The organism is Pseudomonas sp. NFACC04-2 (assembly GCF_900119265.1).
GTDB classification, from domain to species: Bacteria; Pseudomonadota; Gammaproteobacteria; order Pseudomonadales; family Pseudomonadaceae; genus Aquipseudomonas; species Aquipseudomonas fluorescens_AA.
In genome coordinates, this window is sequence record NZ_FPJC01000014.1 from 69207 (window position 1) to 95390 (window position 26184).

General features: G+C 61.5%; 22 protein-coding genes. 19 read left to right on the forward strand and 3 right to left on the reverse strand.

Annotation, left to right across the window (positions count from 1 at the left end; all coding sequences use genetic code 11):
- The first annotated feature begins 344 nt into the window (after positions 1-344).
- From BT125_RS18845 to tauD, 7 genes are all read left to right on the forward strand, one after another.
- Positions 345-2669, forward strand: a complete 2325-nt coding sequence (locus BT125_RS18845) for a Tex family protein (protein ID WP_072409192.1) — start codon at positions 345-347, stop codon at positions 2667-2669.
- Positions 2669-3052 (forward strand): PaaI family thioesterase, encoded by a 384-nt coding sequence (locus BT125_RS18850; protein WP_060739674.1) that lies wholly within the window; start codon positions 2669-2671, stop codon positions 3050-3052. The genes BT125_RS18845 and BT125_RS18850 overlap by 1 nt, the downstream gene beginning before the upstream one ends.
- A 270-nt stretch (positions 3053-3322) precedes the next feature.
- Positions 3323-4906, forward strand: a complete 1584-nt coding sequence (gshA, locus tag BT125_RS18855; protein WP_072409194.1) for a glutamate--cysteine ligase — start codon at positions 3323-3325, stop codon at positions 4904-4906.
- 300 nt (positions 4907-5206) lie between these two features.
- Entirely contained in the window at positions 5207-6184 is a 978-nt protein-coding gene (gene tauA / locus BT125_RS18860) for a taurine ABC transporter substrate-binding protein (RefSeq protein WP_072409196.1), read from the forward strand.
- 20 nt (positions 6185-6204) lie between these two features.
- The gene (gene tauB, locus BT125_RS18865; protein ID WP_072409198.1) at positions 6205-6999 is read left to right on the forward strand and encodes a taurine ABC transporter ATP-binding subunit; all 795 of its coding nucleotides are present in this window, start codon (positions 6205-6207) and stop codon (positions 6997-6999) included.
- Entirely contained in the window at positions 6996-7835 is an 840-nt protein-coding gene (gene tauC / locus BT125_RS18870; RefSeq protein ID WP_072409200.1) for a taurine ABC transporter permease TauC, read from the forward strand. Before tauB ends, tauC begins: the two co-directional genes overlap by 4 nt.
- Before the next feature lie 50 nt (positions 7836-7885).
- Positions 7886-8728 carry a taurine dioxygenase gene (gene tauD, locus BT125_RS18875; RefSeq protein WP_072409202.1) on the forward strand — a complete coding sequence of 281 codons (843 nt, stop codon included), beginning with the start codon at positions 7886-7888 and terminating at the stop codon, positions 8726-8728.
- 161 nt (positions 8729-8889) lie between these two features.
- Here tauD and mgrA read toward each other — a convergent pair whose 3' ends face one another.
- Positions 8890-9927 (reverse strand): L-glyceraldehyde 3-phosphate reductase, encoded by a 1038-nt coding sequence (gene mgrA / locus BT125_RS18880; RefSeq protein ID WP_072409204.1) that lies wholly within the window; start codon positions 9925-9927, stop codon positions 8890-8892.
- 197 nt (positions 9928-10124) lie between these two features.
- Positions 10125-11015 carry a LysR family transcriptional regulator gene (locus tag BT125_RS18885; protein WP_072409206.1) on the reverse strand — a complete coding sequence of 297 codons (891 nt, stop codon included), beginning with the start codon at positions 11013-11015 and terminating at the stop codon, positions 10125-10127.
- A 130-nt stretch (positions 11016-11145) separates the two neighbouring features.
- Between BT125_RS18885 and BT125_RS18890 the strand changes: the two genes are divergently transcribed.
- Positions 11146-11886 carry an SDR family oxidoreductase gene (locus BT125_RS18890; protein WP_072409208.1) on the forward strand — a complete coding sequence of 247 codons (741 nt, stop codon included), beginning with the start codon at positions 11146-11148 and terminating at the stop codon, positions 11884-11886.
- Positions 11887-12037: 151 nt separating this feature from the next.
- On the opposite strand, the gene betT is transcribed toward BT125_RS18890, so the two are convergent.
- Positions 12038-13999 (reverse strand): choline transporter BetT, encoded by a 1962-nt coding sequence (gene betT / locus BT125_RS18895; protein WP_170866853.1) that lies wholly within the window; start codon positions 13997-13999, stop codon positions 12038-12040.
- Between the two features lie 505 nt (positions 14000-14504).
- On the opposite strand from betT, the gene BT125_RS18900 reads away from it, so the two are divergent.
- The 11 genes from BT125_RS18900 to BT125_RS18950 all read left to right on the forward strand — a co-directional run bounded on the left by BT125_RS18900 (position 14505) and on the right by BT125_RS18950 (position 26163).
- Positions 14505-15497, forward strand: a complete 993-nt coding sequence (locus tag BT125_RS18900) for a D-cysteine desulfhydrase (protein ID WP_072409212.1) — start codon at positions 14505-14507, stop codon at positions 15495-15497.
- 307 nt (positions 15498-15804) lie between these two features.
- A complete protein-coding gene (tcyJ, locus tag BT125_RS18905; protein WP_060739685.1) occupies positions 15805-16605 on the forward strand; it encodes a cystine ABC transporter substrate-binding protein in 801 nt (266 codons plus the stop codon).
- Positions 16605-17270, forward strand: coding sequence for a cystine ABC transporter permease (gene tcyL / locus BT125_RS18910; protein ID WP_072409214.1), 666 nt, complete (start codon positions 16605-16607; stop codon positions 17268-17270). The genes tcyJ and tcyL overlap by 1 nt, the downstream gene beginning before the upstream one ends.
- A 3-nt stretch (positions 17271-17273) precedes the next feature.
- Positions 17274-18035 (forward strand): L-cystine ABC transporter ATP-binding protein TcyN, encoded by a 762-nt coding sequence (gene tcyN, locus BT125_RS18915; RefSeq protein ID WP_072409216.1) that lies wholly within the window; start codon positions 17274-17276, stop codon positions 18033-18035.
- A 502-nt stretch (positions 18036-18537) separates the two neighbouring features.
- Positions 18538-19308: a hypothetical protein gene (locus BT125_RS18920; RefSeq protein ID WP_072409218.1), complete on the forward strand. Its 771-nt coding sequence runs from the start codon at positions 18538-18540 to the stop codon at positions 19306-19308.
- Positions 19309-19737: 429 nt separating this feature from the next.
- The gene (locus BT125_RS18925) at positions 19738-20979 is read left to right on the forward strand and encodes an SfnB family sulfur acquisition oxidoreductase (RefSeq protein WP_072409220.1); all 1242 of its coding nucleotides are present in this window, start codon (positions 19738-19740) and stop codon (positions 20977-20979) included.
- Between the two features lie 23 nt (positions 20980-21002).
- The gene (locus tag BT125_RS18930) at positions 21003-22196 is read left to right on the forward strand and encodes an SfnB family sulfur acquisition oxidoreductase (protein WP_072409222.1); all 1194 of its coding nucleotides are present in this window, start codon (positions 21003-21005) and stop codon (positions 22194-22196) included.
- Positions 22196-23578 carry an LLM class flavin-dependent oxidoreductase gene (locus tag BT125_RS18935; RefSeq protein ID WP_072409223.1) on the forward strand — a complete coding sequence of 461 codons (1383 nt, stop codon included), beginning with the start codon at positions 22196-22198 and terminating at the stop codon, positions 23576-23578. The genes BT125_RS18930 and BT125_RS18935 overlap by 1 nt, the downstream gene beginning before the upstream one ends.
- Positions 23579-23592: 14 nt before the next feature.
- Complete coding sequence (locus BT125_RS18940) at positions 23593-24402, forward strand: MetQ/NlpA family ABC transporter substrate-binding protein (protein ID WP_072409225.1); 810 nt, start codon at positions 23593-23595, stop codon at positions 24400-24402.
- Between the two features lie 2 nt (positions 24403-24404).
- Positions 24405-25529: a methionine ABC transporter ATP-binding protein gene (locus BT125_RS18945; RefSeq protein WP_072409227.1), complete on the forward strand. Its 1125-nt coding sequence runs from the start codon at positions 24405-24407 to the stop codon at positions 25527-25529.
- The gene (locus tag BT125_RS18950) at positions 25519-26163 is read left to right on the forward strand and encodes a methionine ABC transporter permease (RefSeq protein ID WP_025211262.1); all 645 of its coding nucleotides are present in this window, start codon (positions 25519-25521) and stop codon (positions 26161-26163) included. Before BT125_RS18945 ends, BT125_RS18950 begins: the two co-directional genes overlap by 11 nt.
- Positions 26164-26184 lie beyond the last annotated feature (21 nt).

The window sequence follows — 26184 nt, forward strand, 5'->3', positions numbered from 1 at the left end:
TGATCTCGGCGCGCATTATGGCCTAGCTGCCGTTATACGCACCGTGTGCATTGTTAGCAGATTTTTCCTCTATCTCCACAAATCCGGGTATCAAGCCTACAGACCCTGTCCCCCCCTCGGGACGGAACGCTGGTTATAATGCGCGGCCTTTTGTGCCAGGGAATACCGGATCGTGATCCCGGCGTACCATTTTTTTAGCCTTGGCAAGGCAACTTTTTGAATTTCGCGGGTCAACAGGCAGCCTTTTGACCCAGGCAGCGGCGCATGCCAGGCCGCTCAACCAGTCTCGCCGAGCCCGGTTTCTGTGGTGGCGAGCCTGATTTCACAATTTGTCAGGTGGTTTTATGGACAGCATCAACAGCCGCATCGCCGAGGAACTCGGTGTACGCCCACAACAGGTCGAAGCGGCCGTCGCGCTACTCGATGAAGGTTCCACGGTGCCTTTCATCGCCCGTTACCGGAAAGAAGTGACCGGCAGCCTCGATGACACCCAACTGCGGCATCTGGAAGAACGCCTGCGCTATCTGCGAGAACTCGACGAACGGCGCATCAGCATCCTGGCCAGCATCCAGGAGCAGGGCAAGCTGACCCCGCAACTCGAGCGCGACATCAAGCTGGCCGACACCAAGACTCGTCTCGAAGACTTGTACCTGCCCTACAAGCAAAAGCGCCGCACCAAGGGCCAGATCGCCCTGGAAGCCGGCCTCGGCGAGCTGGCCGACGGCCTGTTCAACGACCCGACCCTGGCCCCGGAAACCGAAGCCGCGCGCTTCGTCGATGCCGAAAAAGGCGTGGCGGACGTGAAAGCGGCGCTGGAAGGTGCCAAGTACATCCTCATGGAGCGTTTCGCCGAAGACGCCAACCTGTTGGAAAAGCTGCGCAACTTCCTCAAACAGGAAGCCATCCTCAGCGCCCGAGTGATCGCCGGCAAGGAAGAGGAAGGCGCGAAGTTCCGCGACTACTTCGAACACGACGAACCGCTCAAAAGCATGCCGTCCCACCGCGCTCTGGCAATTTTCCGGGGGCGCAACGAAGGCATCCTCAGCTCCGCCCTTAAGGTCGGTGAAGAATTGCCGGGAACCATGCACCCGTGCGAAGGCATGATCGGCCAGCAGTTCGGCATCCAGAACCAGAACCGCGCCGCCGACAAATGGCTGGCCGAAGTGGTGCGCTGGACCTGGAAGGTCAAGCTCTACACCCACCTGGAAACCGACCTGCTGGGCGAGTTGCGCGACAACGCCGAGACCGAGGCGATCAACGTGTTCGCCCACAACCTGCACGACCTGCTGCTGGCCGCGCCGGCCGGCCCCCGCGCCACCCTGGGCCTGGACCCGGGCCTGCGCACCGGCTGCAAGGTGGCGGTGGTGGACTCCACAGGCAAATTGCTGGATCACGCCACGGTCTACCCGCACGTGCCGCACAACAAGTGGGACCAGACCCTCGCCGTGCTCGCCGCCCTGTGCGCCAAGCATTCGGTAGACCTGATCGCCATCGGCAACGGCACCGCCAGCCGCGAGACCGACAAACTGGCCGCCGAGCTGATCAAGAAATACCCAGCCATGAAAATGACCAAGGTCATGGTCTCCGAGGCCGGCGCTTCCGTTTACTCGGCGTCGGAACTGGCTTCCAAGGAATTCCCCGACCTGGATGTGTCGATCCGTGGCGCAGTGTCCATCGCCCGTCGCCTGCAGGATCCACTGGCGGAGCTGGTGAAGATCGACCCCAAATCCATCGGTGTCGGCCAGTACCAGCACGATGTTTCCCAACTGAAACTGGCCCGTGGCCTGGACGCGGTGGTGGAAGATTGCGTGAACGCCGTCGGCGTGGACGTGAACACCGCTTCGGTGGCGCTGCTGGCGCGGATCTCCGGCCTGAACGCCACGCTGGCACAGAACATCGTCACCCACCGTGACGAACATGGCGCGTTCAAGACCCGCGCCGCGTTGAAGAAAGTCCCACGCCTGGGTGAAAAAACCTTCGAACAGGCCGCCGGCTTCCTGCGGGTCATGAACGGCGACAACCCCCTGGATTCGTCGGCCGTCCACCCTGAAGCCTACCCGCTGGTGCAACGCATCGCCGCCCAGACCGACCGTGACATCCGCTCGCTGATCGGTGATGCCGCGTTCCTCAAGCGCCTGGACCCTAAGAAATTCACCGACGAAACCTTCGGCCTGCCCACCGTCACCGACATTCTCCAGGAGTTGGAAAAACCGGGCCGCGACCCGCGTCCCGAGTTCAAGACCGCCGAGTTCCAGGACGGCGTCGAGGACCTCAAGGACCTGCAACCGGGCATGATCCTCGAAGGCGTGGTGACCAACGTCACCAACTTCGGTGCCTTTGTCGACATCGGCGTGCACCAGGACGGCCTGGTGCACATCTCGGCATTGTCCGAGAAGTTCATCAAGGATCCGCGCGAAGCGGTGAAGGCGGGCGATGTGGTGAAAGTGAAGGTCATGGAAGTCGACATCCCGCGCAAACGCGTCGGCCTGTCGATGCGCATGAGCGACACGCCCGGCGAGAAAGTCGATGGCGCCCGTGGTGCTCGCCCTGGCTCGACGCCCCGTCAGTCGCAGAACACCGCGCCGCGCAAGGAAACCGCCACCGCGGCCCCGGCGAACAACGCCATGGCCTCGCTGTTCGCCAACGCCAAGCAGTTGAAGAAGCGCTGATGGACGTGCCGGCCGGGTTGGTGGAAAGCGCTTTTTTCAAGCTGCTCGGCTGCCGCTTGCAGAGCCTGGGGGACGGGGTGGCGCAAGTCGCCCTGGGCCTTGAGCCGCCGTTACGCAACCGCGGCGGCAAGCTGCACGGCGGGGCACTGTTCAGCCTGGTGGACATCGCCATGGGCCTGGCCTGCTCCAGTGTCCATGGCTTTGACCAGCAAAGCGCGACCATCGAATGCAAGATCAACTACATTCGCGCCGTGTCCGACGGCGAAGTGCTGTGCACCGCCCGGGTCATCCACCCGGGCCGGCGCACGCTGGTGGTCGAAGCCGAGGTGATGCAAGGCGACAAACTGGTCGCAAAAGCGCAAGGCACGTTCGCTGTCCTATAGCTCCCTGTCATCGATTTGGGTTAATTTCGACGCTGCGGATGCGGTGTCGAGATTTTCTGTGGGAGCGGGCTTGCTCGCGAAAGCGGCGGGCCAGGCGACTTCAATGCTGGCTGATAAGGCCTCTTCGCGAGCAAGCCCGCTCCCACAGGGAGTGCGGCGATCAGTCTTTACCCGCATAAAACCAGGCGAAAACGCCAGTTTTAACTTCACCCTTGTAGACCGTCTTGCCCACCCCCATATTGGGGCGACTGACGCGTGAAGGAATTCAACTTGAGCGACCTTTTAAACCGCCGCCTGGCCCTGCTCGGCGAGCGCGCCAACCTCTCCCTGCTCGAACAGTGCCTGCACGGCATCGAGCGTGAATGCCTGCGTGTCACGGACGATGGGCGCCTGGCGCAGACTCCGCACCCCAAGGCCCTGGGTTCGGCGCTGACCAACGAACAGATCACTACCGACTATTCCGAGTCGCTGCTGGAGTTCATCACGCCGGCCCTGGCCAACCCGGCCGATACCTTGCGCAGCCTCGACAAGATCCACCGGTTTGCCTACAGCAAACTGGGCGACGAGTACTTGTGGAGTCCGTCGATGCCGTGCCCACTGCCGGCCGAAGAAGAGATTCCGATCGCCTTTTACGGCACCTCGAATATCGGTCGACTCAAGTACGTCTATCGCAAGGGCCTGGCCCTGCGCTACGGCAAGACCATGCAGTGTATCGCAGGTATCCACTACAACTTCTCCTTGCCGGAAAAGCTCTGGCCGCTATTGCGCCAGGACGAAGCCGCCGAGGTGAGCGACCGGGACTTCCAGTCGTCGGCCTACATCGCGCTGATCCGTAATTTCCGCCGCTACAGCTGGTTGCTGATGTACCTGTTCGGTGCCTCGCCGGCCCTGGACGTCGGTTTCCTGCGGGGCCGTCCGCACCAGTTGGAACAACTGGACCCGGACACCTTGTACCTGCCCTACGCCACCAGCCTGCGCATGAGCGACCTGGGTTACCAGAGCAACGCCCAGGCCGGCCTCACGCCATGCTACAACGACCTGGCGAGCTACACCGACAGCCTGCGCAAAGCGGTGGCGACGCCCTACGCGCCGTACGTCGAAGTCGGCACTCACCAGAACGGCGAGTGGGTGCAGCTCAATACCAACATCTTGCAGATCGAAAACGAGTACTACTCCAACATCCGTCCCAAGCGTGTGACCTACACCGGCGAGCGGCCGATCCAGGCCTTGATGGCCCGGGGGATCCAGTACGTCGAAGTGCGCTGCCTGGACATCAACCCGTTCCTGCCGATGGGTATCGACCTCACCGAAGCGCGGTTCCTCGATGCGTTCCTACTGTATTGTGGCCTCAATGACAGCCCGCAGCTGGAAAACAACGAATGCGGCAACGCCACGAGCAACTTCCTGACCGTGGTCAAGGAAGGTCGCAAGCCAGGCCTGCAATTGCAGCGCCAGGGTCAAGCGGTGGACATGCAGGCCTGGGCCGTGGAATTGCTGGAAAACATCGCTCCGCTGGCCGCGCTGCTCGACCAGAGCCACGGTGGCGATGCCCATCGCCAGGCACTGGACGCGCAATTGGCGAAAGTTCGCGATCCGTCCCTGACGCCTTCAGCCCAGGTGCTGGCCGCCATGGCCGAACACCAGGAAAGCTTCGCCCAGTTCTCCCTGCGCCAAAGCAAGGCCCACGCCGAATTCTTCCGCGCCGAGCCGTTGCCTGCCCAGGAACAAGCGACATTCGAAGAGACCGCGCGCGAGTCGCTGGTCCAGCAAGCTGAGCTGGAGCAGAACGAGGTGGGGGATTTCGATGTGTTCGTGGGTTCGTATCAAGCGAGCATTTTGGCGATCAGTAACTGATCCCCTCGTGCATCATTCCCATGTCTTACATGGGAATGATTTTGTGGCGAGGGGATTTATCCCCGTTGGCTGCAAAGCAGCCCTCGACGGTACACCTCGGTGTCTGGGTCAACTCTCATTCGACTGATTTGGGGTCGCTTCGCAACCCAGCGGCGATAAATCCCCTCGCCACAAAAGCTGATGCTCGAATAGATTTTTTCGCAAATAAGCTAATTCGAAAAAGTTATTTATTTTTGAATTCTTAGATCATCTAGTCTCCTCAAACGCCGAACATCCGGCGGCCTGTTGAGGAGCCTTTCCATGTCTTTGCGTTTACCCCTTCGCCTTCTCGCGGCCGCCTCCCTGGCCGTCACCAGCTTTTTTGCCCAGGCAACCGACCTGACCGTCGCCTACCAGACCACCGTCGACCCGGCCAAAGTCGCCCAGGCCGACGGCGCCTATGAAAAAGCCACCCAAGCCAAGATTGACTGGCGCAAGTTCGACAATGGTGCCGACGTCATCACCGCTATTGCCTCGGGCGATGTGCAGATTGGCTACCTCGGCTCCAGCCCGTTGACCGCGGCCATCACCCGCAAGGTCCCGGTGGAAACCTTCCTCATCGCCACCCAGATCGGCGCCGCCGAGGCCTTGGTGGCTCGTGATGGCTCCGGTATCAATTCCCCGCAAGACCTGATCGGCAAGAAGATCGCCGTGCCATTCGTTTCCACCGGCCACTACAGCCTGCTCGCCGCGTTGAAGCACTGGAACATTGACCCATCGAAAGTCACCATCCTCAACCTGGCACCACCGGCCATCATCGCCGCCTGGAAGCGCGGCGACATCGATGCCACCTACGTCTGGGACCCGGCCCTGGGCGTGGCCAAGGAAAACGGCAAGGTACTGATCACCTCTGCGGAACTGGCCCAGTTCGGCGCGCCGACCTTCGACGCCTGGATCGTGCGCAAGGACTTCGCCCAGAAGCACCCTGAAATCGTCACCGCCTTCGCCAAAGTCACCCTGGATGCCTATGCCCAGTACCGCAAGGACCCACAAGCCTGGCTGGCCGATGTGTCCAACGTCGACAAACTGGTGAAACTCTCCGGTGCCAAGGCCAGTGATATCCCGCTGCTGTTGCAAGGCAACGTCTTCCCCCTGGCGGCCGATCAGGTCGTAAGCCTCGGCGCTCCGACCACCCAAGCCATCACCGATACCGCCGCCTTCCTCAAGGAGCAAGGCAAGGTCGAAGCCGTGCTGCCGGACTATGCGCCTTTTGTCAGCGCCAAATACATCACTCGCTGATCAAAGAAAGGAGACATGCGATGGCCTTGCTACAGCTGGAGCGCATCAGCGCACAGTACCCCGGCGCGGCGGAACCGGTGCTGGCGGATATTTCCCTGACCCTGGGGCCGAAGCAGTTGCTGGTTGCCCTCGGTCCGTCCGGCAGTGGCAAGACATCGCTGTTGAACCTGATTGCCGGGTTCGTCGAGCCCAGCGCCGGGCAGATCACCCTCGACGGCACGCCGGTCAAGGGCCCAAGCGCCGAACGCGGCGTGGTGTTCCAGGACGATGCGCTGCTGCCGTGGCAAGACGTGCTGGCAAACGTTGGGTTCGGCCTGGAACTGGCCGGCATCCCAAAGGAAAAACGCGAGGCTCGCGCCCGGGAAATGCTTGCCCTGGTGGACCTGGCCGGTTTCGAGCGACGCCGCGTCTGGCAGCTCTCCGGCGGCCAGAAGCAGCGCGTCGGCCTGGCCCGGGCATTGGCGGCCGAGCCACGCGTGCTGTTGATGGACGAACCGTTCGGTGCGCTGGACGCCTTCACCCGCGAGCAGATGCAGGAGCTGTTGCTGCAGGTCTGGCAGCGCACCGCCAAGCCGGTGTTCCTGATCACCCATGACATTGAAGAAGCCGTGTTCCTCGCCACTGACTTGATTCTGCTGGCACCGAACCCGGGGCAGATCGTCGAGCGCCTGAGCCTGGATTTCGGCCAGCGCTACGGGGCCGGGGAATCGGCACGGTCGATCAAGTCCGACCCACGCTTCATCGAAACCCGCGAGCATGTGCTCGCCAAAGTATTTTCCCAACGCAGCGCCACTCGACCCCAGGAGCGCGCATGAGCAGCTACGAAATTCCAGCCGTGGTCCGTGACGCGACGAGCCGGCCTACGGCCAGCGGTTTGAGGGCCCACCTGAGTACCCGTTGGATCAGCGGCTTGACCCTGGTCGCGTTGCTGGCAACCTGGTGGGCCGTCACCGCCAGCGGCCTGATCGAACCGCTGTTCCTCCCCCCGCCCTCGGCCGTGCTGCAAAAAGGCTGGCTGCTGGCGACCCACGGCTACATGGACTCCACCCTCTGGCAACACTTGGCCGCCAGCCTTGAACGCATCGGCCTGGGCCTGTTGTTCGCGGTGCTGACGGCGGTGCCGGTGGGTATCGCCATCGGCGCCAACCGCATCGCGCGCGGCGTGCTCGATCCGTTGATCGAGTTCTACCGGCCGATTCCACCGTTGGCGTACCTGCCATTGATCGTGATCTGGTGCGGCATTGGCGAGTTGTCGAAGGTGCTGCTGATCTACCTGGCGATCTTCGCCCCGATTGCCATTGCCACCGCCACCGGCGTGCGCACCGTCGACCGGGCCAAGCTGCGCGCGGCGCAATCGTTGGGCGCCACGCGGGCACAGTTGATTCGCCATGTGATCCTGCCCAGTGCCCTGCCGGACATTCTCACCGGTATTCGCATCGGTCTGGGCGTGGGCTGGTCGACACTGGTGGCCGCCGAACTGATCGCCGCCACCAGCGGCCTGGGGTTCATGGTGCAGTCAGCGGCGCAGTTCCTGGTCACCGACGTGGTGGTGCTGGGAATCCTGGTGATCGCCCTGATTGCCTTCGCCATGGAGATGGGCCTGCGCGCCCTGCAACGCAAACTGGTGCCGTGGCACGGCCAGGCCCATTGATACCCCAATGACCACGCCGACCATTCGGCGCCCAGAACGAGAACACTGCGATGAACCGCCCGACCATTACGCCTTTGAGCACCGCCCTCGGCGCGCAGATCGAAGGACTCGATATCCGCCAGCCGCTGAGCCAGGCCGACCGCGACACCCTCGAACAGGCGCTGCTCGAACATCAGGTGCTGTTTTTCCGCGACCAGCCGATCGAACCCTCACAGCAGGCGCGTTTCGCCGCGTATTTTGGCGACCTGCACATTCATCCGATCTATCCCAACGTACCGGAGCAGCCCGAAGTATTGGTGCTCGATACCGCCGTCACCGATGTCCGCGACAACGCTGTATGGCACACCGACGTGACCTTTCTCCCGACTCCAGCCCTGGGCGCGGTGCTCAGCGCCAAGCTGCTGCCGGCGTTTGGCGGCGATACGTTGTGGGCCAGTGGCATCGCCGCCTACGAAGCCTTGTCGACACCGTTGAAACGCTTGCTGGAAGGCCTGACGGCGACTCACGACTTTACCCGCTCCTTTCCCTTGGAGCGGTTTGGCAACACCGCCGCAGACCTGGCGCGCTGGGAAGAGGCACGGCGGAAAAACCCGCCACTGTCTCATCCGGTGATCCGCACTCATCCGGTGAGCGGACGTCGGTCTCTGTTCGTCAATGAAGGCTTTACCACGCGGATCAACGAGCTGTCGGAGACTGAAAGCGAGGTGATCCTGAAACTGCTGTTCGCCCACGCCACCCGTCCGGAGTTCACCCTGCGCTGGCGCTGGCAGGTCAACGACGTGGCGTTCTGGGATAACCGTGTGACCCAGCATTTCGCCGTGGACGACTACCGCCCGGCCCGGCGAGTGATGCACCGGGCGACGGTGTTGGGGGATGTGCCGTTTTTTCGCTGAATAGCTATGGAATCGCCTTTGTGGCGAGGGGATTTATCCCCGCTGGGCCGCGTAGCGGCCCTAAACCCTTCATGCTTGATCTGGCAGGTAGACCGTGTCCATCTGCTTTTGGTCTGCTTCGCAGCCCAGCGGGGATAAATCCCTCGCCACAAGGTTGTGTGTTATTCAGCTGACGAAGGCTTTTCCCAAAGATTGATCCCGCCTTCCTGGGCAAATCGGTCGATCTCGGCCAGTTCTTCGGCGCTGAAGTTCAGGTTCTGCAAGGCTCCGACGTTCTCGATGATCTGCTCCGGCCGGCTGGCGCCGATCAGGGCCGAGGTGACCCGGGGATCGCGCAAGGTCCAGGCCAGGGCCATTTGCGCCAGGCTCTGGCCACGACGCTGGGCGATCTCATTGAGGGCGCGCACGTGGGCAAGGTTCTCCTGCGACAAATGCGCAGCCTGCAACGAGCCACCCCCCGGACGGTTGACTCGTGCATCCGCCGGAATGCCCTTCAGGTATTTGTCAGTCAGCAGGCCTTGGGCCAGTGGGGTGAAGGCAATCACACCGGTACCCAATTCGTCGGTGGCGTCCAGCAGGTCTTTTTCCACCCAGCGGTTTAGCAGGTTGTAGGCCGGCTGGTGGATCAGCAGCGGGACTTTCCATTCCTTGAGCAGCGCTGCCATTTCCCGGGTCTTCACCCCGGAATACGAGGAAATGCCGATGTACAACGCCTTGCCCTGCTGCACCGCAGTGGCCAGTGCACTGGCGGTTTCATCCAGTGGCGTATCGGGGTCGAAGCGGTGGGAATAGAAGATATCCACATAGTCCAGCCCCAGGCGTTGCAGGCTCTGGTCGAGGCTGGCCAGCACGTATTTGCGCGAACCGCCGCCCTGGCCGTAAGGCCCTGGCCACATGTCCCAACCGGCCTTGCTGGAGATGATCAGCTCATCGCGATACTGCTGGAAATCTTCGCGCAGCAGCCGGCCGAAATTGATCTCGGCGCTGCCATAGGGCGGGCCGTAGTTGTTGGCCAGGTCGAAGTGGTTGATACCCAGGTCGAACGCCGTGCGCAGCAAGGCACGCTGGGTGTCGATGGGCGTACTGTCGCCAAAGTTGTGCCACAACCCCAGCGACAACGCCGGCAGCACCAGCCCGCTGCGACCGACGCGGCGGTAGGGAATGGACTCGTAGCGGTTTTGCGCAGCGGTGTAGGTCATCGAAAAAGCTCTCTGTTCGGACGGCTGATGGCAGAAGCTAACATTTCACAGACGCCTCGGTCAGGCCGAAAGTTCGCAATAGGGTGGGAGCGAGCTTGCTCGCGATAGCGGTGGATCAGCCAACGAAAATATCAATGGCAAAGGCCTCATCGTGAGCAAGCTCGCTCCCACAGGGCCAACGATAACCACCGCCCCCATTAACGCGCCTGCGCAAACACCTCCGCCACCCAATCCACGAATACGCGAACCCGTGGCGACATGTGTCGGTTGTGGGGATAGAGCACCGACACCGGCATGGAGGGCGGTGGGGTGGCGGTGAGGACTTCCTGGATCAGGCCCTGCCGGATCGGTTCTTCCATTCGGTAATACGGGCATTGGATCAGGCCCAGGCCGGCGATGGCCGAGGCGGCGTAGATCTCGGCGCCGGACACCGACAACGAGCCCCCGATCGGCACCTCCTTGAGTTCGCCATCGACCATGAACTCGAACGGATAGAGTTTGGCGGTGGTCCTCGAGACGTAATTCACCGCCCTGTGGTGCTTCAAGTCATCGAGGCTCTTCGGTTCGCCATACTGGCGCACGTAACCGGGGCTGGCACAGGTGATCTGCCGAAGATTGGCGACACGCCGGCCGATCAATGATGAATCGGCCAGCGTACCGGAGCGCAGCACGCAATCGACGCCCTCGGCAATCAGGTCGACGAAGCGATCCGCTTCGCTGATGAACAGTTCTACTTCGGGATAGCGGGCCATGAATTGTGGCAACGCCGGAATCACGAAGTACCGGGCCTGGGTGCCATGCAGGTCCACCCTCAACTTGCCTTTGGGCGCCACACCGCGAAACGCCAATTCGGCCTCTTCAAGCTCCGCCAGCAAATGCACGCAGCGCGGGTAGTAGGCTTCGCCGTCAAGGGTCGGGCGCACCTTGCGGGTGCTGCGCTCCAGCAAACGAATGCCCAGCCAGGCTTCGAATTGATTGAGCGTATGGGTCAGCGTGGCCCGTGGCATATTCAAGTCTTCAGCGGCCAGGGTGAAGCTGCTGCGCTCGTATATGCGGACAAATACCCTCATCGCCTTGACCTGGTCCATCTGAATCCTGCCCGCCGATTGTTGGAAAATATTGAACAGTCAAGGCAACTCTCGGGCATTTATCGCCAAGAGTAAACATGTGAATCTGGCCTCAACGAATCGCGACACTACAACCTCAAAGGAACCTCACATGACTGTTCAGAATTCGAAAGTTGCCATCGTGACCGGCGCATCCCGCGGCATCGGAGCAGAGATTGCCAAGCAATTGGCCAGCGAAGGTTTCGCCGTCGCCATCAACTACGCCAACAGCGCCACCGAAGCCTCGAAACTGGTGGTTCAACTGCGCCAGGCCGGCCACCAAGCCATAGCGGTCAAGGCAGACGTGTCCTCTTCCGCCGATGTGCGGCGGATGTTCGATGAAACCGAAGCAAAACTGGGCAAGGTCGATGTGTTGATCAACAACGCCGGCATCCTCCAGGTAATGCCCTTGGCGCAACACAGCGACGAGCTGTTCGAGCAGACGTTCGCCATCAACACCCGTGGCACCTTCAACACCTTGCGCGAAGCCGCGACCCGCCTGAACGACGGAGGCCGGATCGTGAATTTTTCCAGCAGCACCGTAGGCCTGAACCTGCCCGGCTACTCGGTATACATCGCCAGCAAGGCGGCGGTGGAATCCCTGACCCAGGTGTTCGCCAAGGAACTGCGCGGTCGGCAGATCACGGTCAATGCCGTGGCCCCCGGCCCGGTCGCCACCGAACTGTTCATGCACGGCAAGAGCGAAGAACAGGTGCAGCACTACGCCAAGATGCCGCCCCTGGAACGCCTCGGCCAGCCGCAGGACATTGCCAGCATCATCGCGTTCCTGGTGAGCCCGGCCGCTGGCTGGGTGAATGGGCAGGTCCTGCGGGCCAATGGCGGGCTTGTCTGAAGCTTCGCCCGGCGGCGTCCGCCAAACCGCTAGCGCGAGCAAGCTCGCTCCCACAAGGAAGTCAGCGGCCCTCCAAGAAGGAATCACTTGCCCTGTGGGAGCGAGCTTGCTCGCGATGAGGTCGGTGAAGATGGAAAACCTAGGGTCTCGGTCAGCGCACCAGATGCAGGAACTGCAGGTGCCGCTCGTACTGGTCGAGGATGTCGTTGATGATTTGCTCCTTGGTGTAGCCCACCAGGTCGTAATCCTGGCTGCCTTCGCTCAAGTGCACCTCGGCACGGTAGTAGCGCCGGTTGTTGAGCTCCTTCGAGCCCATGCCGCCGCGGGCGAAGGACGGCGTAAAGTAGCCACGCATCTGCACCTGGTAAATGAACGGATGCTGCTCGCCGTGACCGATCTCCAGGCTGACGCTGTCGTTGGCCGGGTCGGGCTGGGTCACCACCGTCAGCCCCTTCTCGACGAACACCGCGGTCACTTCTTCAATGGCCGGGCGCACCGTGGTGTCGAGGAAACGGTACACCTCGTCACGGGACGGAAAATGCACCGCCTGGCTCAAGCGCTGACGCCAGCCGCCCGTGCCCCGGCGCGATCCCGACACCGGTGCCAGGGAATGCAATTGCGCGATCTGCTTCTGGGATTCCAGGTAAAACGCCTTGTGCAGGCCCCACATCATCAACAGCAGAATCAGTGAGAACGGCAAGGACGTCAGCACCACCGCCGACTTCAAGGCATCGATACTGCCGGAGAACAACAACGCACTGGTCACCAGGGCCGTCATCGCACCCCAGAACACCCGCAGCCATTTCGGCCCATCCTCATCGGGATTGCCGCCCTTGGCTGACAGCGTCGAAAGCACCACGGTGCCCGAGTCAGCGGACGTGACGAAAAACACGAAGCTGATGAACACGGTGACCGCGATGACAGTCTTGCTCCAGGGGTAGGTTTCCAGCAGCAGGTAAAGGCTCATCGATGGGTTTTCCAGGGCGGACATGCCCAGGGCGCTCATGCCGTGGTTCAGCACCTGGTCGATGGCGCTGTTGCCAAAGATGGACATCCACGCCAGGGTGAAACCCAGGGGGATCAGCAGCACACCGAACACGAACTCACGAATGGTCCGTCCACGGGAAATCCGCGCGATGAACAGGCCCACGAACGGCGACCACGCGATCCACCAGGCCCAGTAGAACACCGTCCAGCCGCCCAGCCAGTCACTGGGTTTGTTGTAGGCGTACAGGTCGAAACTCTTCATCGGCAGGGCACCGAGGTAATCGCCGATGTTCTGGATCAACGTATTGAGCAAATGCTGGGTGGGCCCGGCGAACAGCACGAACAGCAGCAACGCACAGGCCAGCAGCATGTTGATGTCGGACATGACCCGCACGCCCTTGTCGACACCGGCCACCGCGACGACGATTGCCGCGCCCATCATCAGCACGATCAAACCAACTTGAATCCACTGGGTGTGAGCAATGCCGAACAGGTAGTCGAGCCCGGAATTGAGGTGCAGCACACCAAAACCCATGTCCGCGCCAAGGCCGAACACCGTCGCGATAATGCCGAAGCCGTCCACCGCATAGCCGATGGGGCCGTTGATGCGCTTGCCGATCAGCGGGTACAGCGCCGAGCGCAGGGCCAGCGGCAAATTGTGCCGGTAGGCGAAGTACGCCAGGGCCATGCCGACGAACGCGAAGACGCCCCAGCCGTGCAGGCCCCAGTGCAGGAACAGGATCTGCATGGCCTGGCGCGCCGCCTCGGCGGTACCGGCGTCGCCCTGGGGCGGCTGCACCAAATGGGTCAGCGGCTCGGAGACGCAAAAGAAAAACAGCGTGATGCTGATGCCTGCGGCAAACAGCATGCCGGCCCAGGACAGATAGCTGAATTCGGGCTCGTCGTGGTCGGCACCGAGCTTGATCTTGCCGTAGCCAGACAAGGCGGTGACCACCACGAAGACCAGATACAGCGTCATCGCGAGCATGTAGTACCAGCCGACCGTATTGGCCGCCCAGTTCTGCGCAGCCAACAACCAGGCGCCGGCCTGCTCCGGCACGGCAATCACTACCAGGCCGAACAGCAGGATAAAGGTCGCGGCGAAGTAAAACACCGGCGGATTCATGCGGACCAGGCCGCTGGGTGGCAGGGACGAAGCACTCATGGGCGAAGGCCCCCGGGCAGCGAAACAGCGAGGGTCGAAAACGGACTCGGCAAAAGCAAGCCTCCTTATTGTGAGCGGGCAGCAAACCGACGGTTTAACTTGAATGAACGTTCAAGTTAAACATGAATAGGCAGCTAAGGACTAATCGCAGGGCTCAACGGCATGCTTCCTACGCTAGCCTACGGGAGGGTATGACGTTGCCTGGTGAGCATTCGTTCAGTGACTAAGCCATATACACAGCCCCCTGTGGGAGCGAGCTTGCTCGCGATGGCGGTATGTCAGTAATACAGAGGCGAACTGAACCTCCGCTATCGTGAGCAAGCTCGCTCCCACAGGTTTCTCGGCGCTCACATATCATTCGTGCCCCCAATCCCGCGCCGGTTCACTTCCAAACCAATGATTGCCGGTTGCCCACGAATATCCGCGTGCCTATAGTCCAGACATCGCCTACAACCAGTACGGACTCATGATCAAAGAACAGCTGTCTCGCTTTAACCGTCTCGACCTGCTCAGCCATCCGACACCGCTGGAAAAACTCGACCGCCTCTCCACCTGGCTTGGCCGGGACATCTACATCAAGCGCGACGACCTGACGCCCCTGGCCTTGGGCGGCAACAAACTGCGCAAGCTCGAATACCTGGCCGCCGATGCCGTCGCCCAAGGTGCCGATACCCTCATCACCGCCGGGGCGATCCAGTCCAACCATGTACGCCAAACTGCCGCCCTGGCCGCGAAGCTGGGCCTGGGTTGCGTGGCCTTGCTGGAAAATCCCATCGGCACTGAAGACAGCAATTACCTGGGCAACGGCAACCGATTGCTGCTGGAGCTGTTCGACGCCAAGGTCGAGCTAGTGGAAAACCTGGACAACGCCGATGAGCAATTGCAAGCCCTCGCCGGGCGTCTGCGCAGCAATGGAAAAAAGCCCTACCTGGTGCCGATTGGCGGTTCGAACGCCTTGGGCGCGCTGGGGTATGTGCGCGCCGGCCTTGAACTGACCGAGCAGATCAAGGACAGCGGAATCGAGTTCGCTGCCGTGGTACTGGCCTCGGGCAGTGCTGGGACCCACAGCGGCCTGGCGCTGGCGTTGAGTGAAAGCCTGCCGGCGCTTCCGGTCATTGGCGTCACGGTTTCGCGTAGCGAGGAGGACCAGTTTCCGAAGGTCCAGGGCCTGGCCGAGCGCACGGCAGCGTTACTCGAAGTCGCCCTTCCGGAAGCGTTCAAAGTGAACCTGTGGGACGAATATTTCGCCCCCCGCTACGGCGAACCGAACGCCGGGACACTGGCGGCGGTCAAGCTGCTGGCCAGCCTGGAAGGCCTGTTGCTCGATCCGGTCTACACCGGCAAGGCCATGGCCGGCCTGCTCGATGGCATTGGCCGCGACCGTTTCGACCAAGGCCCGATCATCTTCCTGCACACCGGCGGCGCGCCGGCGTTGTTTGCCTATAACGCAGCGTTTTAGGATTATTGAAGGTCCCTTGTGGGAGCGGGCTTGCTCGCGAAGGCGGTGTATCAGCCAGAAATATATCGACTGACACGCCGCCTTCGCGAGCAAGCCCGCTCCCACAGGAACTCATTCCAAATAGATATATTTGCTGTATTTAATATTATTTTCCAATCTATAAAAGCCAACTCATAGTCTCGCCGCAGGCGCATTTGCCGCGAGACGCCCAGCCTGCTTTAAGGCAGGATGTGGCAATCTTTTCGGATCGCGGCTACGCCTTATCTCAGCCAAAATATCTCTTCATAAGAAAACACAGGGGCTTGTCATGAATTTTTCCGCATTACGTCGCAACCTGTTGGTGGGTTCGCTGGGCCTGGCATTGAGCGCCGGGCTGTTGGGGCAAGCGGTTGCCGGTGAGCAACTGCAGAAAATCAAGGATGCCGGTGAAATCAAGATCGGCCTGGAAGGCACTTATCCACCGTTCAGCTTCGTTGATGACAGCGGCAAACTGACCGGCTTCGAAGTGGAGTTCTCCGAAGCCCTGGCCAAGGAACTGGGTGTGAAGGTCAAGCTGCAGACGACCCCATGGGCCGGCATCCTCGCGGCGCTGGAATCCAAGCGCCTGGACGCAGTGGTCAATCAGGTGACCATCTCCGAGGAACGTAAGAAAAAGTACGACTTCTCCGAGCCGTACACCGTTTCCGGGATTCAAGCACTGGTACTGACCAAGAAAGCCGACGAGTTGAACATCAAGAAGGCCGCTGACCTGGACGGTAAGAAAGTCGGCGTGGGCTTGGGCACCAACTACGAGCAATGGGTAAAAGCTGAAGTACCGGGCGCCCAAGTCAAAACCTACGATGACGACCCCACCAAGTTCCAGGACCTGCGCGTCGGCCGTATCGATACCATCCTGATCGACCGTCTGGCCGCACTGGAATACGCCAAGAAAGCCAAGGACACCACCGTCACCAGCGAAGCCTTCTCCCGCCAGGAAGCCGGTATTGCCCTGCGCAAGGGCGAGCCCGAGCTGCTGGCAGCCGTGAACAAGGCCATCGAGAAACTGCGCGCCGACGGTACGCTGAAGAAGCTTTCGGAAAAATACTTCAGCGCTGACGTTACCCAATAATGGAAGCAGCTTTCCAACTCGCACTGGACTCCGCGCCCTTCCTGCTCAAGGGCGCGTATTACACGGTTATCCTCAGCCTGGGCGGCATGTTTTTCGGCTTGCTGCTGGGGTTCGGCCTGGCGCTGATGCGCCTGTCGCGCTTCAAGCTGGTGAGCTGGATCGCCCGCATCTACGTGTCGTTCTTTCGCGGCACGCCGTTGCTGGTGCAGTTGTTCGTGATCTATTACGGGTTGCCGCAACTGGGCATCGAGCTGGATCCGCTGCCAGCGGCCCTGATCGGCTTCTCGCTGAACATGGCTGCTTATGCGTGTGAAATCCTGCGGGCCGCCATCAGTTCCATCGAGCGCGGCCAGTGGGAAGCGGCGGCGAGTATCGGCATGACCCGCGCCCAGACCCTGCGCCGGGCCATCCTGCCGCAAGCCGCACGCACGGCCCTGCCACCGTTGGGCAACAGCTTCATTTCCCTGGTCAAGGACACCGCGCTGGCGGCGACCATCCAGGTGCCGGAGCTGTTCCGCCAGGCGCAGTTGATCACCGCGCGAACCTTCGAAATCTTCACCATGTACCTTGCCGCCGCGCTGATCTATTGGGTTCTTGCCACCGTGCTCTCGCACCTGCAGAACGTCCTGGAAGCCCGGGTCAATCGGCATGACCAGGAGTCCTGACCCATGATTGTCGTGGAAAAACTGACAAAGCAGTTCAAGGGTCAGGTGGTGCTCAATGGCATCGACCTGAAGATCGAAGAAGGCGAGGTGGTTGCGATCATCGGCCCCAGCGGCTCGGGCAAGACAACGTTCCTGCGCTGCCTGAACTTCCTTGAAGAGCCTACCAGTGGCCGGATCAAGGTCGGCGACATCGAGATCGATGGCAGCCGCCCACTGAACCAGCAACAGGGCCTGGTGCGCCGTTTGCGCCAGCAGGTGGGCTTCGTGTTCCAGAACTTCAACCTGTTTCCCCATCGCACCGCCTTGGAAAATGTCACCGAAGGCCCACAAGTGGTGAAGAAAATTCCCCGCGCCGACGCCGAAGCCCTGGGACGCAAGCTGTTGGCCAAGGTAGGGCTGGCCGGCAAGGAAAACGCCTACCCACGGCGCCTTTCCGGCGGCCAGCAGCAGCGTGTGGCGATTGCCCGGGCGCTGGCGATGGAACCGGCGGTGATCCTGTTCGACGAGCCGACCTCGGCCCTCGATCCGGAGCTGGTGGGCGAAGTCTTGGCAACCATTCGCGGCCTGGCCGAAGAAAAGCGCACCATGGTCATCGTGACCCACGAAATGGGCTTCGCCCGGGACGTGGCCAACCGTGTGGTGTTTTTCGACAAAGGCGTGATCGTCGAACAAGGCGAAGCCAAGGCCTTGTTTGCGGCACCCAAGGAAGAACGCACGCGCCAGTTCCTCAGCAAGTTCCTCTCTGCCGGACACGGCGACCAGTAAGTCAGTGTTATCACTTCCAGGGATGGAAGTGAGACCGCTGCACAACTAACACGACATCGCGTTCTTTTATCCGAACGACATAACTTGCAACTTACACCTACTAAAATCCTCCGACTCCCATATCGCAAGTAACCCATATAACTCTCGCAACACTTATCCTCCGCGCGCCTCATAAACTTAGTTGTCAGACGCGGCTTCTAGCCTTTTTCAAAAAAACCAAAGAGCCTAGGAAATTGGCCTGCAGCGATGCGCATTCTTAACATACATACGTAGGATGTTTCTGAAGCCTTTCACAACGAGTTATTAAGCTACCGGCTCTATTGACACTGAAACTGTAGAGCCCTTATCTAGTGCCCGGCAGGCGACGCACCGTGTTTTAGTTTGCGCAGTGACTAAGTGCAGACAGCCCCTATGGCTATACCCATAACAAATATATCGCGATATCCATCGCTTTTTGATCTTCCCGAAACGGACTTAGTTTTCAAGCATCAAGGAGAACACCATGACATGTAAGTCGAAGAGTCCTGAATTGGCCGCCCCCACACTGGCCAACGCCCACCCTACTGGCATCAATATCGCCAACGCCGCTCACTTGGAAGTAGCCATTGCCCCTTACCCCGGCATGGACGCCGGTGACCTGATCGAACTGTTCTGGGACAACTGCTACGTCGGCTCACGCGTGTTGTCGCAGGCCGATGTACTGGGCAACATCACGATGCGGGTCCCGGAGAGCTTCATCGTCAATGGGACCTCGCGCATCCATTATCGGGTGATGCAGGTCGGACGCGGGCCGGCGCTGTCGGCCACGCAACAGGTGCGGGTGAAGCTCGATTGTCCCGGCGGCCAGCCGTTGGCCCTGAGCGGCGATGAAAACCAGGGCTTGGCGCCAGTGCGCATTCCCACCACCATCCGGCGCCAAGGGGTGAACCCAAACCAGATCAAGCGCGGCGTACCGCTGACCATCGAGCCCTACCTGAACATGGCCGTCGGCGATGCCGTGACCCTGCGCTGGGGCGATGTGCGCATGGACCTGCCTGCCCTCACCGCCAGCGAGGTCGGCCAGCCGATCAATATCTGGGTCCCGCCGCAGATCATCCTGGAGGCGGGAGAAGACCTGCGCCTGGAAGTGACCTACTGCATTCTCGACCTCGTGGGCAACAACTCCCACTGGGCACCGCCACGGACGTTGAAGATCGGTTGCGTCAACCCGTACCTGAGCACTTCACCGAAACCGGCGCTCATGGCTGCCGAAGCGCGCCGCCGACAGCCTTGATGCAAACAGTTATGCGGCAAGCCTGCTTCTGTGGCGAGGGGGCCTGGGCCTGTAGGAGCTGTCGAGCGGAGCGAGGCTGCGATCTTTCCCCTGACGCTTGAGTCCCAAGCGAAAGATCAAAAGATCGCAGCCTTTGGCAGCTCCTACAGCGCAGCCCAAGCGGGAGCAGGCACCTCGTCACAAAAAGCGGCTTCATCCAGGGGAGCATACGGGCGTCAATTTAAAACCAACCTATCCATATTCCTAAAAGTTAGTTCAAAAATAATTTACACACGCTTAGGGTATATAAACCGGACCACCGGACATTCTTGATTTTTGCTCGTCGCCTTCATTGCGGCGTTTCTTGAGATGTGAGGTGGGTATGGAACGGAACACAATCGCCCCAGTGCAGTATGCCAAGGCACTGCCCGCAGCCACGGAGTGGCTGTAATGTCGGATCTGGCGCAAGCAAAGGTCCAGAGCGACCTGGACATCGCCCCCCTGCTGTTGCCCGCACAGGTGCTGCGCAATGATGCCGAGGCGATCAAAGCCGCCCATGAACTGGCACAGGTCGCCCGTCAGCAAGCCGCGCGTCGTGACCAGCAACGCAAGCTGCCTTGGGCGGAAATCGAGCAATTCACCCGCAGCGGACTGGGCAGCATCGCCGTTCCCCGGGCCTACGGCGGCCCGCAGGTTTCGTTCGTCACCCTGGCCGACGTGTTCGCAATCATTTCCGCCGCCGACCCGGCCCTGGGACAGATCCCCCAGAACCAGTTCGGCGTGCTCCAGCTGATTCTCGGCACCGGTACAGAGCGGCAGAAAAAAATCCTGCTGCAGAGCGTGCTCGAAGGCTGGCGCATCGGCAATGCCGGACCCGAACGTGGCACTCGCAACACCCTTGAACTCAAGGCGCGGATCACCGCCGACGGTGACGGCTTCGTCATCAATGGCCAGAAGTTCTATTCCACTGGCGCACTGTTCGCCCACTGGGTCGCGGTCAAGGCGCTGAATGACGAGGGCCGGCAAGTGCTGGCGTTCGTGCGGCGCGGCACCCCTGGCCTGCGGATCGTCGACGATTGGTCGGGCTTCGGCCAACGCACCACGGCCAGCGGCACCGTGCTGCTGAACAACGTGCGAGTGGATGCCGAACTGGTATTGGAAAACTGGCGCATCAACGAAACGCCCGGCGTGCAAGGGGCGATTTCCCAACTGATCCAGGCAGCCATCGATGCGGGCATTGCTCGTGGCGCCATCGACGATGCCATCGCCTTCGTGCGCGAACGGGCCCGGCCCTGGATCGACGCCAAGGTCGACCGGGCCAGTGATGACCTCTACGTGATCGCCGACATCGGCAAGCTGAAAATCGAGTTGCACGCCGCCGAAGCATTGCTGCGCAAGGCCGGACAAGTATTGGACCAAGTCAGTGCCGCCCCCATCACCGCGCAATCGTCCGCCCGCGCCTCGATTGCCGTGGCCGAAGCCAAGGCACTCACCACCGAGATCGCCCTGCAAGCCAGCGAAAAACTGTTCGAGCTGGCCGGCAGCCGCGCCACCCTCGCCGAATTCAATCTTGATCGCCACTGGCGCAACGCACGGGTCCACACCCTGCACGACCCGGTGCGCTGGAAGTATCACGCGGTAGGCGCCTACCACCTGAACGGCACCTTGCCGGCCCGGCATTCCTGGATCTGACGACCCGACCTCTGGAGCAGTACATGACGTTTTCTCAACACGTCGCGGTGATCACCAGCGATGAACAAGCCCTGATCGTGGCCAGTGACCTGGCCGATGACTTCAAGCGCGACAGTGCCCTGCGCGATCGCGAGCGGCGCTTGCCCTACCCGGAACTGGAGGCCTTCTCCCGTTCTGGCCTGTGGGGCATCAGTGTACCCAAGGCCTATGGCGGCGCCGGTGTGTCCAACGTCACCCTGGCCAAAGTCATTGCGCTGATTTCCCAGGCCGACGGTTCGCTGGGGCAGATCCCGCAAAATCATTTCTACGCCCTGGAGGTATTGCGGGTAAACGGCACTGAAGCGCAAAAACAACGCCTGTACGCAGAGGTGCTCGCCGGGCAGCGTTTTGGTAACGCCCTGGCAGAACTTGGCACCAAGACCGCCCATGACCGCACCACCCAACTGTGCCGCGACGGCGAGGGTTATCGCATCAACGGCCGCAAGTTCTACGCCACGGGGGCGATCTACGCCCAGCGCATCCCCACCTCGGTGGTGGATGAAAACGGCGTGCAACAACTGGCGTTCGTCCCTCGCGACAGCAAAGGCCTGACGGTGATCGACGACTGGAGCGGTTTCGGCCAGCGCACCACGGGCAGTGGTTCGGTGGTGTTTGAAAACGTGCATGTCCCCGCCGACGACATCGTGCCCTTCCAAAGTGCTTTCGAACGCCCTACACCGGTGGGGCCACTGGCGCAGATTCTTCACGCCGCCATCGACACCGGCATCGCCCGCGCCGCCTATGAAGACGCCTTGCATTTTGTCCGCACTAAAACCCGTCCCTGGATCGATGCCACCAGCGACGTCGCCACCGAAGACCCGCACACCCTCAAGAGTTTCGGCCAACTGAGCATCCGCCTGCATGCCGCCGAAGCCCTGTTGGAACGTGCCGGTGAATTCCTCGACCGGGCCCAGGCCGACACCGGGGCCGACACAGTCGCCGCCGCCTCGATTGCCGTGGCCGAAGCTCGCGCCATCAGCACCGAAATATCCCTGGCCGCCAGCAGCACGTTGTTCGAATTGGCCGGCAGCCAGGCGACCCTGGCCGAACATGGCCTCGACCGTCACTGGCGCAACGCACGGGTGCACACCCTGCATGACCCGGTGCGCTGGAAATACCACGCCGTGGGCAACTTCTACCTCAACGACGAAAAACCGCCGCTGCGGGGGACCATCTGATGGCGGCCGGCAAGAAAAAGATCCTGCTCAATGCGTTCAACATGAACTGCATCGGGCACATCAACCATGGCCTGTGGACTCATCCCCAGGACACCTCGACTCAGTTCAACACCCTCGAATACTGGACCGCCCTGGCGCAATTGCTCGAGCGCGGGTTGTTCGACGGGCTGTTCATCGCCGACATCGTCGGGGTCTATGACGTGTATCAACAGTCGGTGGACGTCACGCTCAAGGAGTCGATCCAACTGCCGGTCAATGACCCATTGCTGCTGGTCTCCGCGATGGCTGCCGTGACGAAGAACCTGGGTTTCGGCCTCACCGCCAACCTGACCTACGAACCGCCCTACCTGTTCGCCCGACGCATGAGCACCCTCGACCACCTGAGTCGTGGCCGGGTCGGCTGGAACATTGTCACCGGCTACCTGGACAGCGCCGCCAAGGCCATGGGCCTGACGGCGCAAGTCGAGCATGACCGCCGCTACGACCAGGCCGATGAATACCTGCAAGTACTCTACAAACTGTGGGAGGGCAGCTGGGAAAACGACGCTGTGCTCAATGACCGCGAGCAGCGGATCTATGCCCAACCGGAGAAAGTGCACAAGGTCCGCCACCAAGGCGAGTTCTACCAGGTCGAGGGCTATCACCTGTGCGAACCGTCGCCCCAACGCACCCCGGTGCTGTTCCAGGCCGGCAGTTCCGAGCGCGGCTTGCTGTTCGCCGGTCGGCACGCCGAGTGCGTGTTCATCAGTGGCCAGAACAAACCGGCGACCAAGGCCCAGGTGGACAAGGTCCGCGCCAGCGCCGTCGAGGCCGGGCGCAACCCTGAGGACATCAAGGTATTCATGGGTCTGAACGTGATCGTCGGCGAGACCGAGGCGGCCGCCTGGGCCAAGCATGCCGAATACCTGGGCTACGCCAGCGCCGAGGCCGGGGTGGCGCATTTTTCCGCGTCGACGGGGATCGATTTTTCCCAGTACGAACTGGACGAGCCGATCCAGTACGTCAAGAGCAACGCCATCCAGTCGGCCACCAAGACCCTGCAGAACAACGACTGGACTCGACGCAAATTGCTGGAGCAACACGCCCTGGGCGGTCGCTACATCACCTTGGTCGGCTCGTCTGAACAGGTGGCCGATGAGCTGGAGTCGTGGATCGCCGAAACCGGCCTCGATGGCTTCAACCTGACCCGCATCGTGACGCCACAAAGCTATGTGGACTTCATCGACCTGGTGATCCCCGAGTTGCAGCGACGCGGTTCGTACAAGACCGGATACGACACCGGCACCCTGCGGGAAAAGCTGTTCCGCGCGGGGGCCCATCTACCCGAACAACACACCGGTTCGACCTACCGCCAAAAAGCCCATGGCTCAATTAATCAATGACTGGAATATTCGACATGACCCAGCAACGCCTGACCCTGCCAGTCAAAGCACTGGCCCTGGCCCTCGGCCTGTTCAGCTCGGCGCTATTTGCCGCCGACGCACCGTTGAAGATCGGCACCACCGCCGCGTTCGCCATTCCCCTGGAGGCAGCGGTCGAAGAAGCCGGCAAGCAAGGCCTGAAGGTCGAACTGGTGGAGTTCAGCGACTGGATCGCGCCCAACGTCAGCCTGGCTTCCGGTGACATCGACGTGAATTACTTCCAGCACATCCCGTTCCTGGAAAACGCCAAGGCCGCCGCCGGGTTCGACCTGGTGCCGTTTGCGCCGGGGATCATCAACAACGTCGGCCTCTATTCGAAAAAATACAAAAGCTTCGACGAACTGCCCGAAGGCGCCAGCGTCGCCATTGCCAACGACCCGATCAACAGCGGTCGCGGCCTGCAGCTGCTGGCCAAGGCCGGGCTGATCAGCCTCAAGCCGGGCGTCGGCTACAAGGCCACCGAAGACGACATCGTCGCCAATCCCAAGCAGCTCAAGATCCTGCAAGTCGAAGCGGTGCAACTGGTGCGCGCCTATGAAGACGCCGATCTGGTGCAGGGCTATCCGGCCTACATCCGCCTGGCCAAGACCTTCGATGCCAGCTCGGCCTTGCTGTTCGACGGCCTCGATCACAAGGAATACGTGATTCAGTTCGTGATCCAGCCCAAGAGCCAGAACGATCCACGGCTGATCAAGTTCGTCGACATCTATCAGCACTCGCCAGTCGTGCGCGCCGCCCTGGACAAGGCCCACGGCAAGCTCTACCAGGCCGGCTGGGAAGGTTGATCATGAACGCCGTCAACGCTCGACTCAGATATGAAGCCCCCGCGCCCCAGCGTGCCGAACACACCGAACTGCATCCGGAGCTGAACCGTGCCCATGTGCGGTTTATCGGCCTGGGCAAGACCTACAACGGCAGCCAGGGCCCGGTGGCCGCACTGCAAGGCATCGACCTGGCGATCCAGCGCGGCGAAGTGTTCGGCATCATCGGCCGCAGCGGTGCCGGCAAATCATCATTGATCCGCACTATCAACCGGCTCGAACAACCCACCAGCGGCCGGGTGTTGATCGACCGGGTGGACATCGGCGAGTTCGATGAGGATCGCCTGGTGGAGCTGCGTCGGCGCATCGGCATGATCTTCCAGCACTTCAACCTGATGTCGGCCAAGACCGTGTGGCAGAACGTCGAACTGCCGCTCAAAGTCGCCGGCGTGCCCAAGGAGCAGCGCCAGCGCAAAGTCCGCGAGCTGTTGGAGCTGGTGGGTCTGCACGGCAAGCACAAGGCCTACCCGGCGCAGCTTTCGGGTGGGCAGAAGCAGCGGGTCGGGATTGCCCGGGCGCTGGTGCATGACCCGCAGATCCTGCTGTGCGACGAGGCCACCTCGGCCTTGGACCCGGAGACCACCCAGTCGATCCTCGGCCTGCTGCGCGAGATCAACCAGCGGCTGGGCCTGACCATCGTCTTGATCACCCATGAAATGGCGGTGATTCGCGAAGTCTGCGACCGGGTGGTGGTGCTTGAGCAGGGACGGATCGTCGAGCAGGGGCCGGTCTGGGAAGTCTTCGGCAACCCGCAACACGAGGTCAGTCGGACACTGCTGGCACCGTTGCAACACGCCATCCCGGAAGAACTGCAAAGTCGCTTGCAGACGCTGCCGGCCTCGGCGGACGCGGCTACGGTGCTGCGCCTGCAATTCACCGGCATAGATCGCGAGGAACCGGATCTTGCCGCCTTGTTCAGCGCTCTCGGTGGGCGGGTGCGCTTGCTGCACGGCGGCATCGAACGGATTCAGGGTCACGGGCTGGGACAATTGCTGCTGGCCGTGAGCGGTTCGTCGTGGGGCGCCGAGGAACTGCGTCAACGGGCGGGCAATTGGGCGCAACGGGTGGAGGTGCTGGGTTATGTGGTTTGATCGGTTGTTGCAGGGTTTCATCGACACGTTCCTGATGGTCGGCGTGTCGTCGTTGATCGCGTTGCTGGCGGGCATACCGCTGGCGGTGATCCTGGTCACCAGTGGCAAGGGCGGGATCTATGAAGCGCCGGCCTTGAACCGAGCCCTGGGCGCGTTCGTGAACCTGTTCCGCTCGATACCGTTTCTGATTCTGATGGTGGCGCTGATTCCGTTCACCCGGCTGATCGTCGGCACCACCTATGGCGTGTGGGCAGCGGTCGTACCGCTGACCATCGCCGCCACGCCGTTCTTCGCCCGTATCGCCGAAGTCAGCCTGCGGGAGGTCGACCATGGCCTGATCGAAGCGGCCCAGGCCATGGGTTGCCGCCGCTGGCATATCGTCTGGCATGTGCTGCTGCCCGAAGCCCTGCCCGGCATCGTCGGTGGCTTTACGATCACCTTGGTGACCATGATCAACTCCTCGGCCATGGCCGGGGCAATCGGTGCCGGTGGCCTGGGCGACATTGCCTACCGCTATGGCTACCAGCGTTTCGACAGCCAGATCATGCTCACGGTGATCGTATTGCTGGTGGCGTTGGTGGCGGTGATTCAACTGGGTGGGGACCGATTGGCGCGGGGCTTGAACAAGCGTTAGGCCGCGTTGGCTAATGCCAAT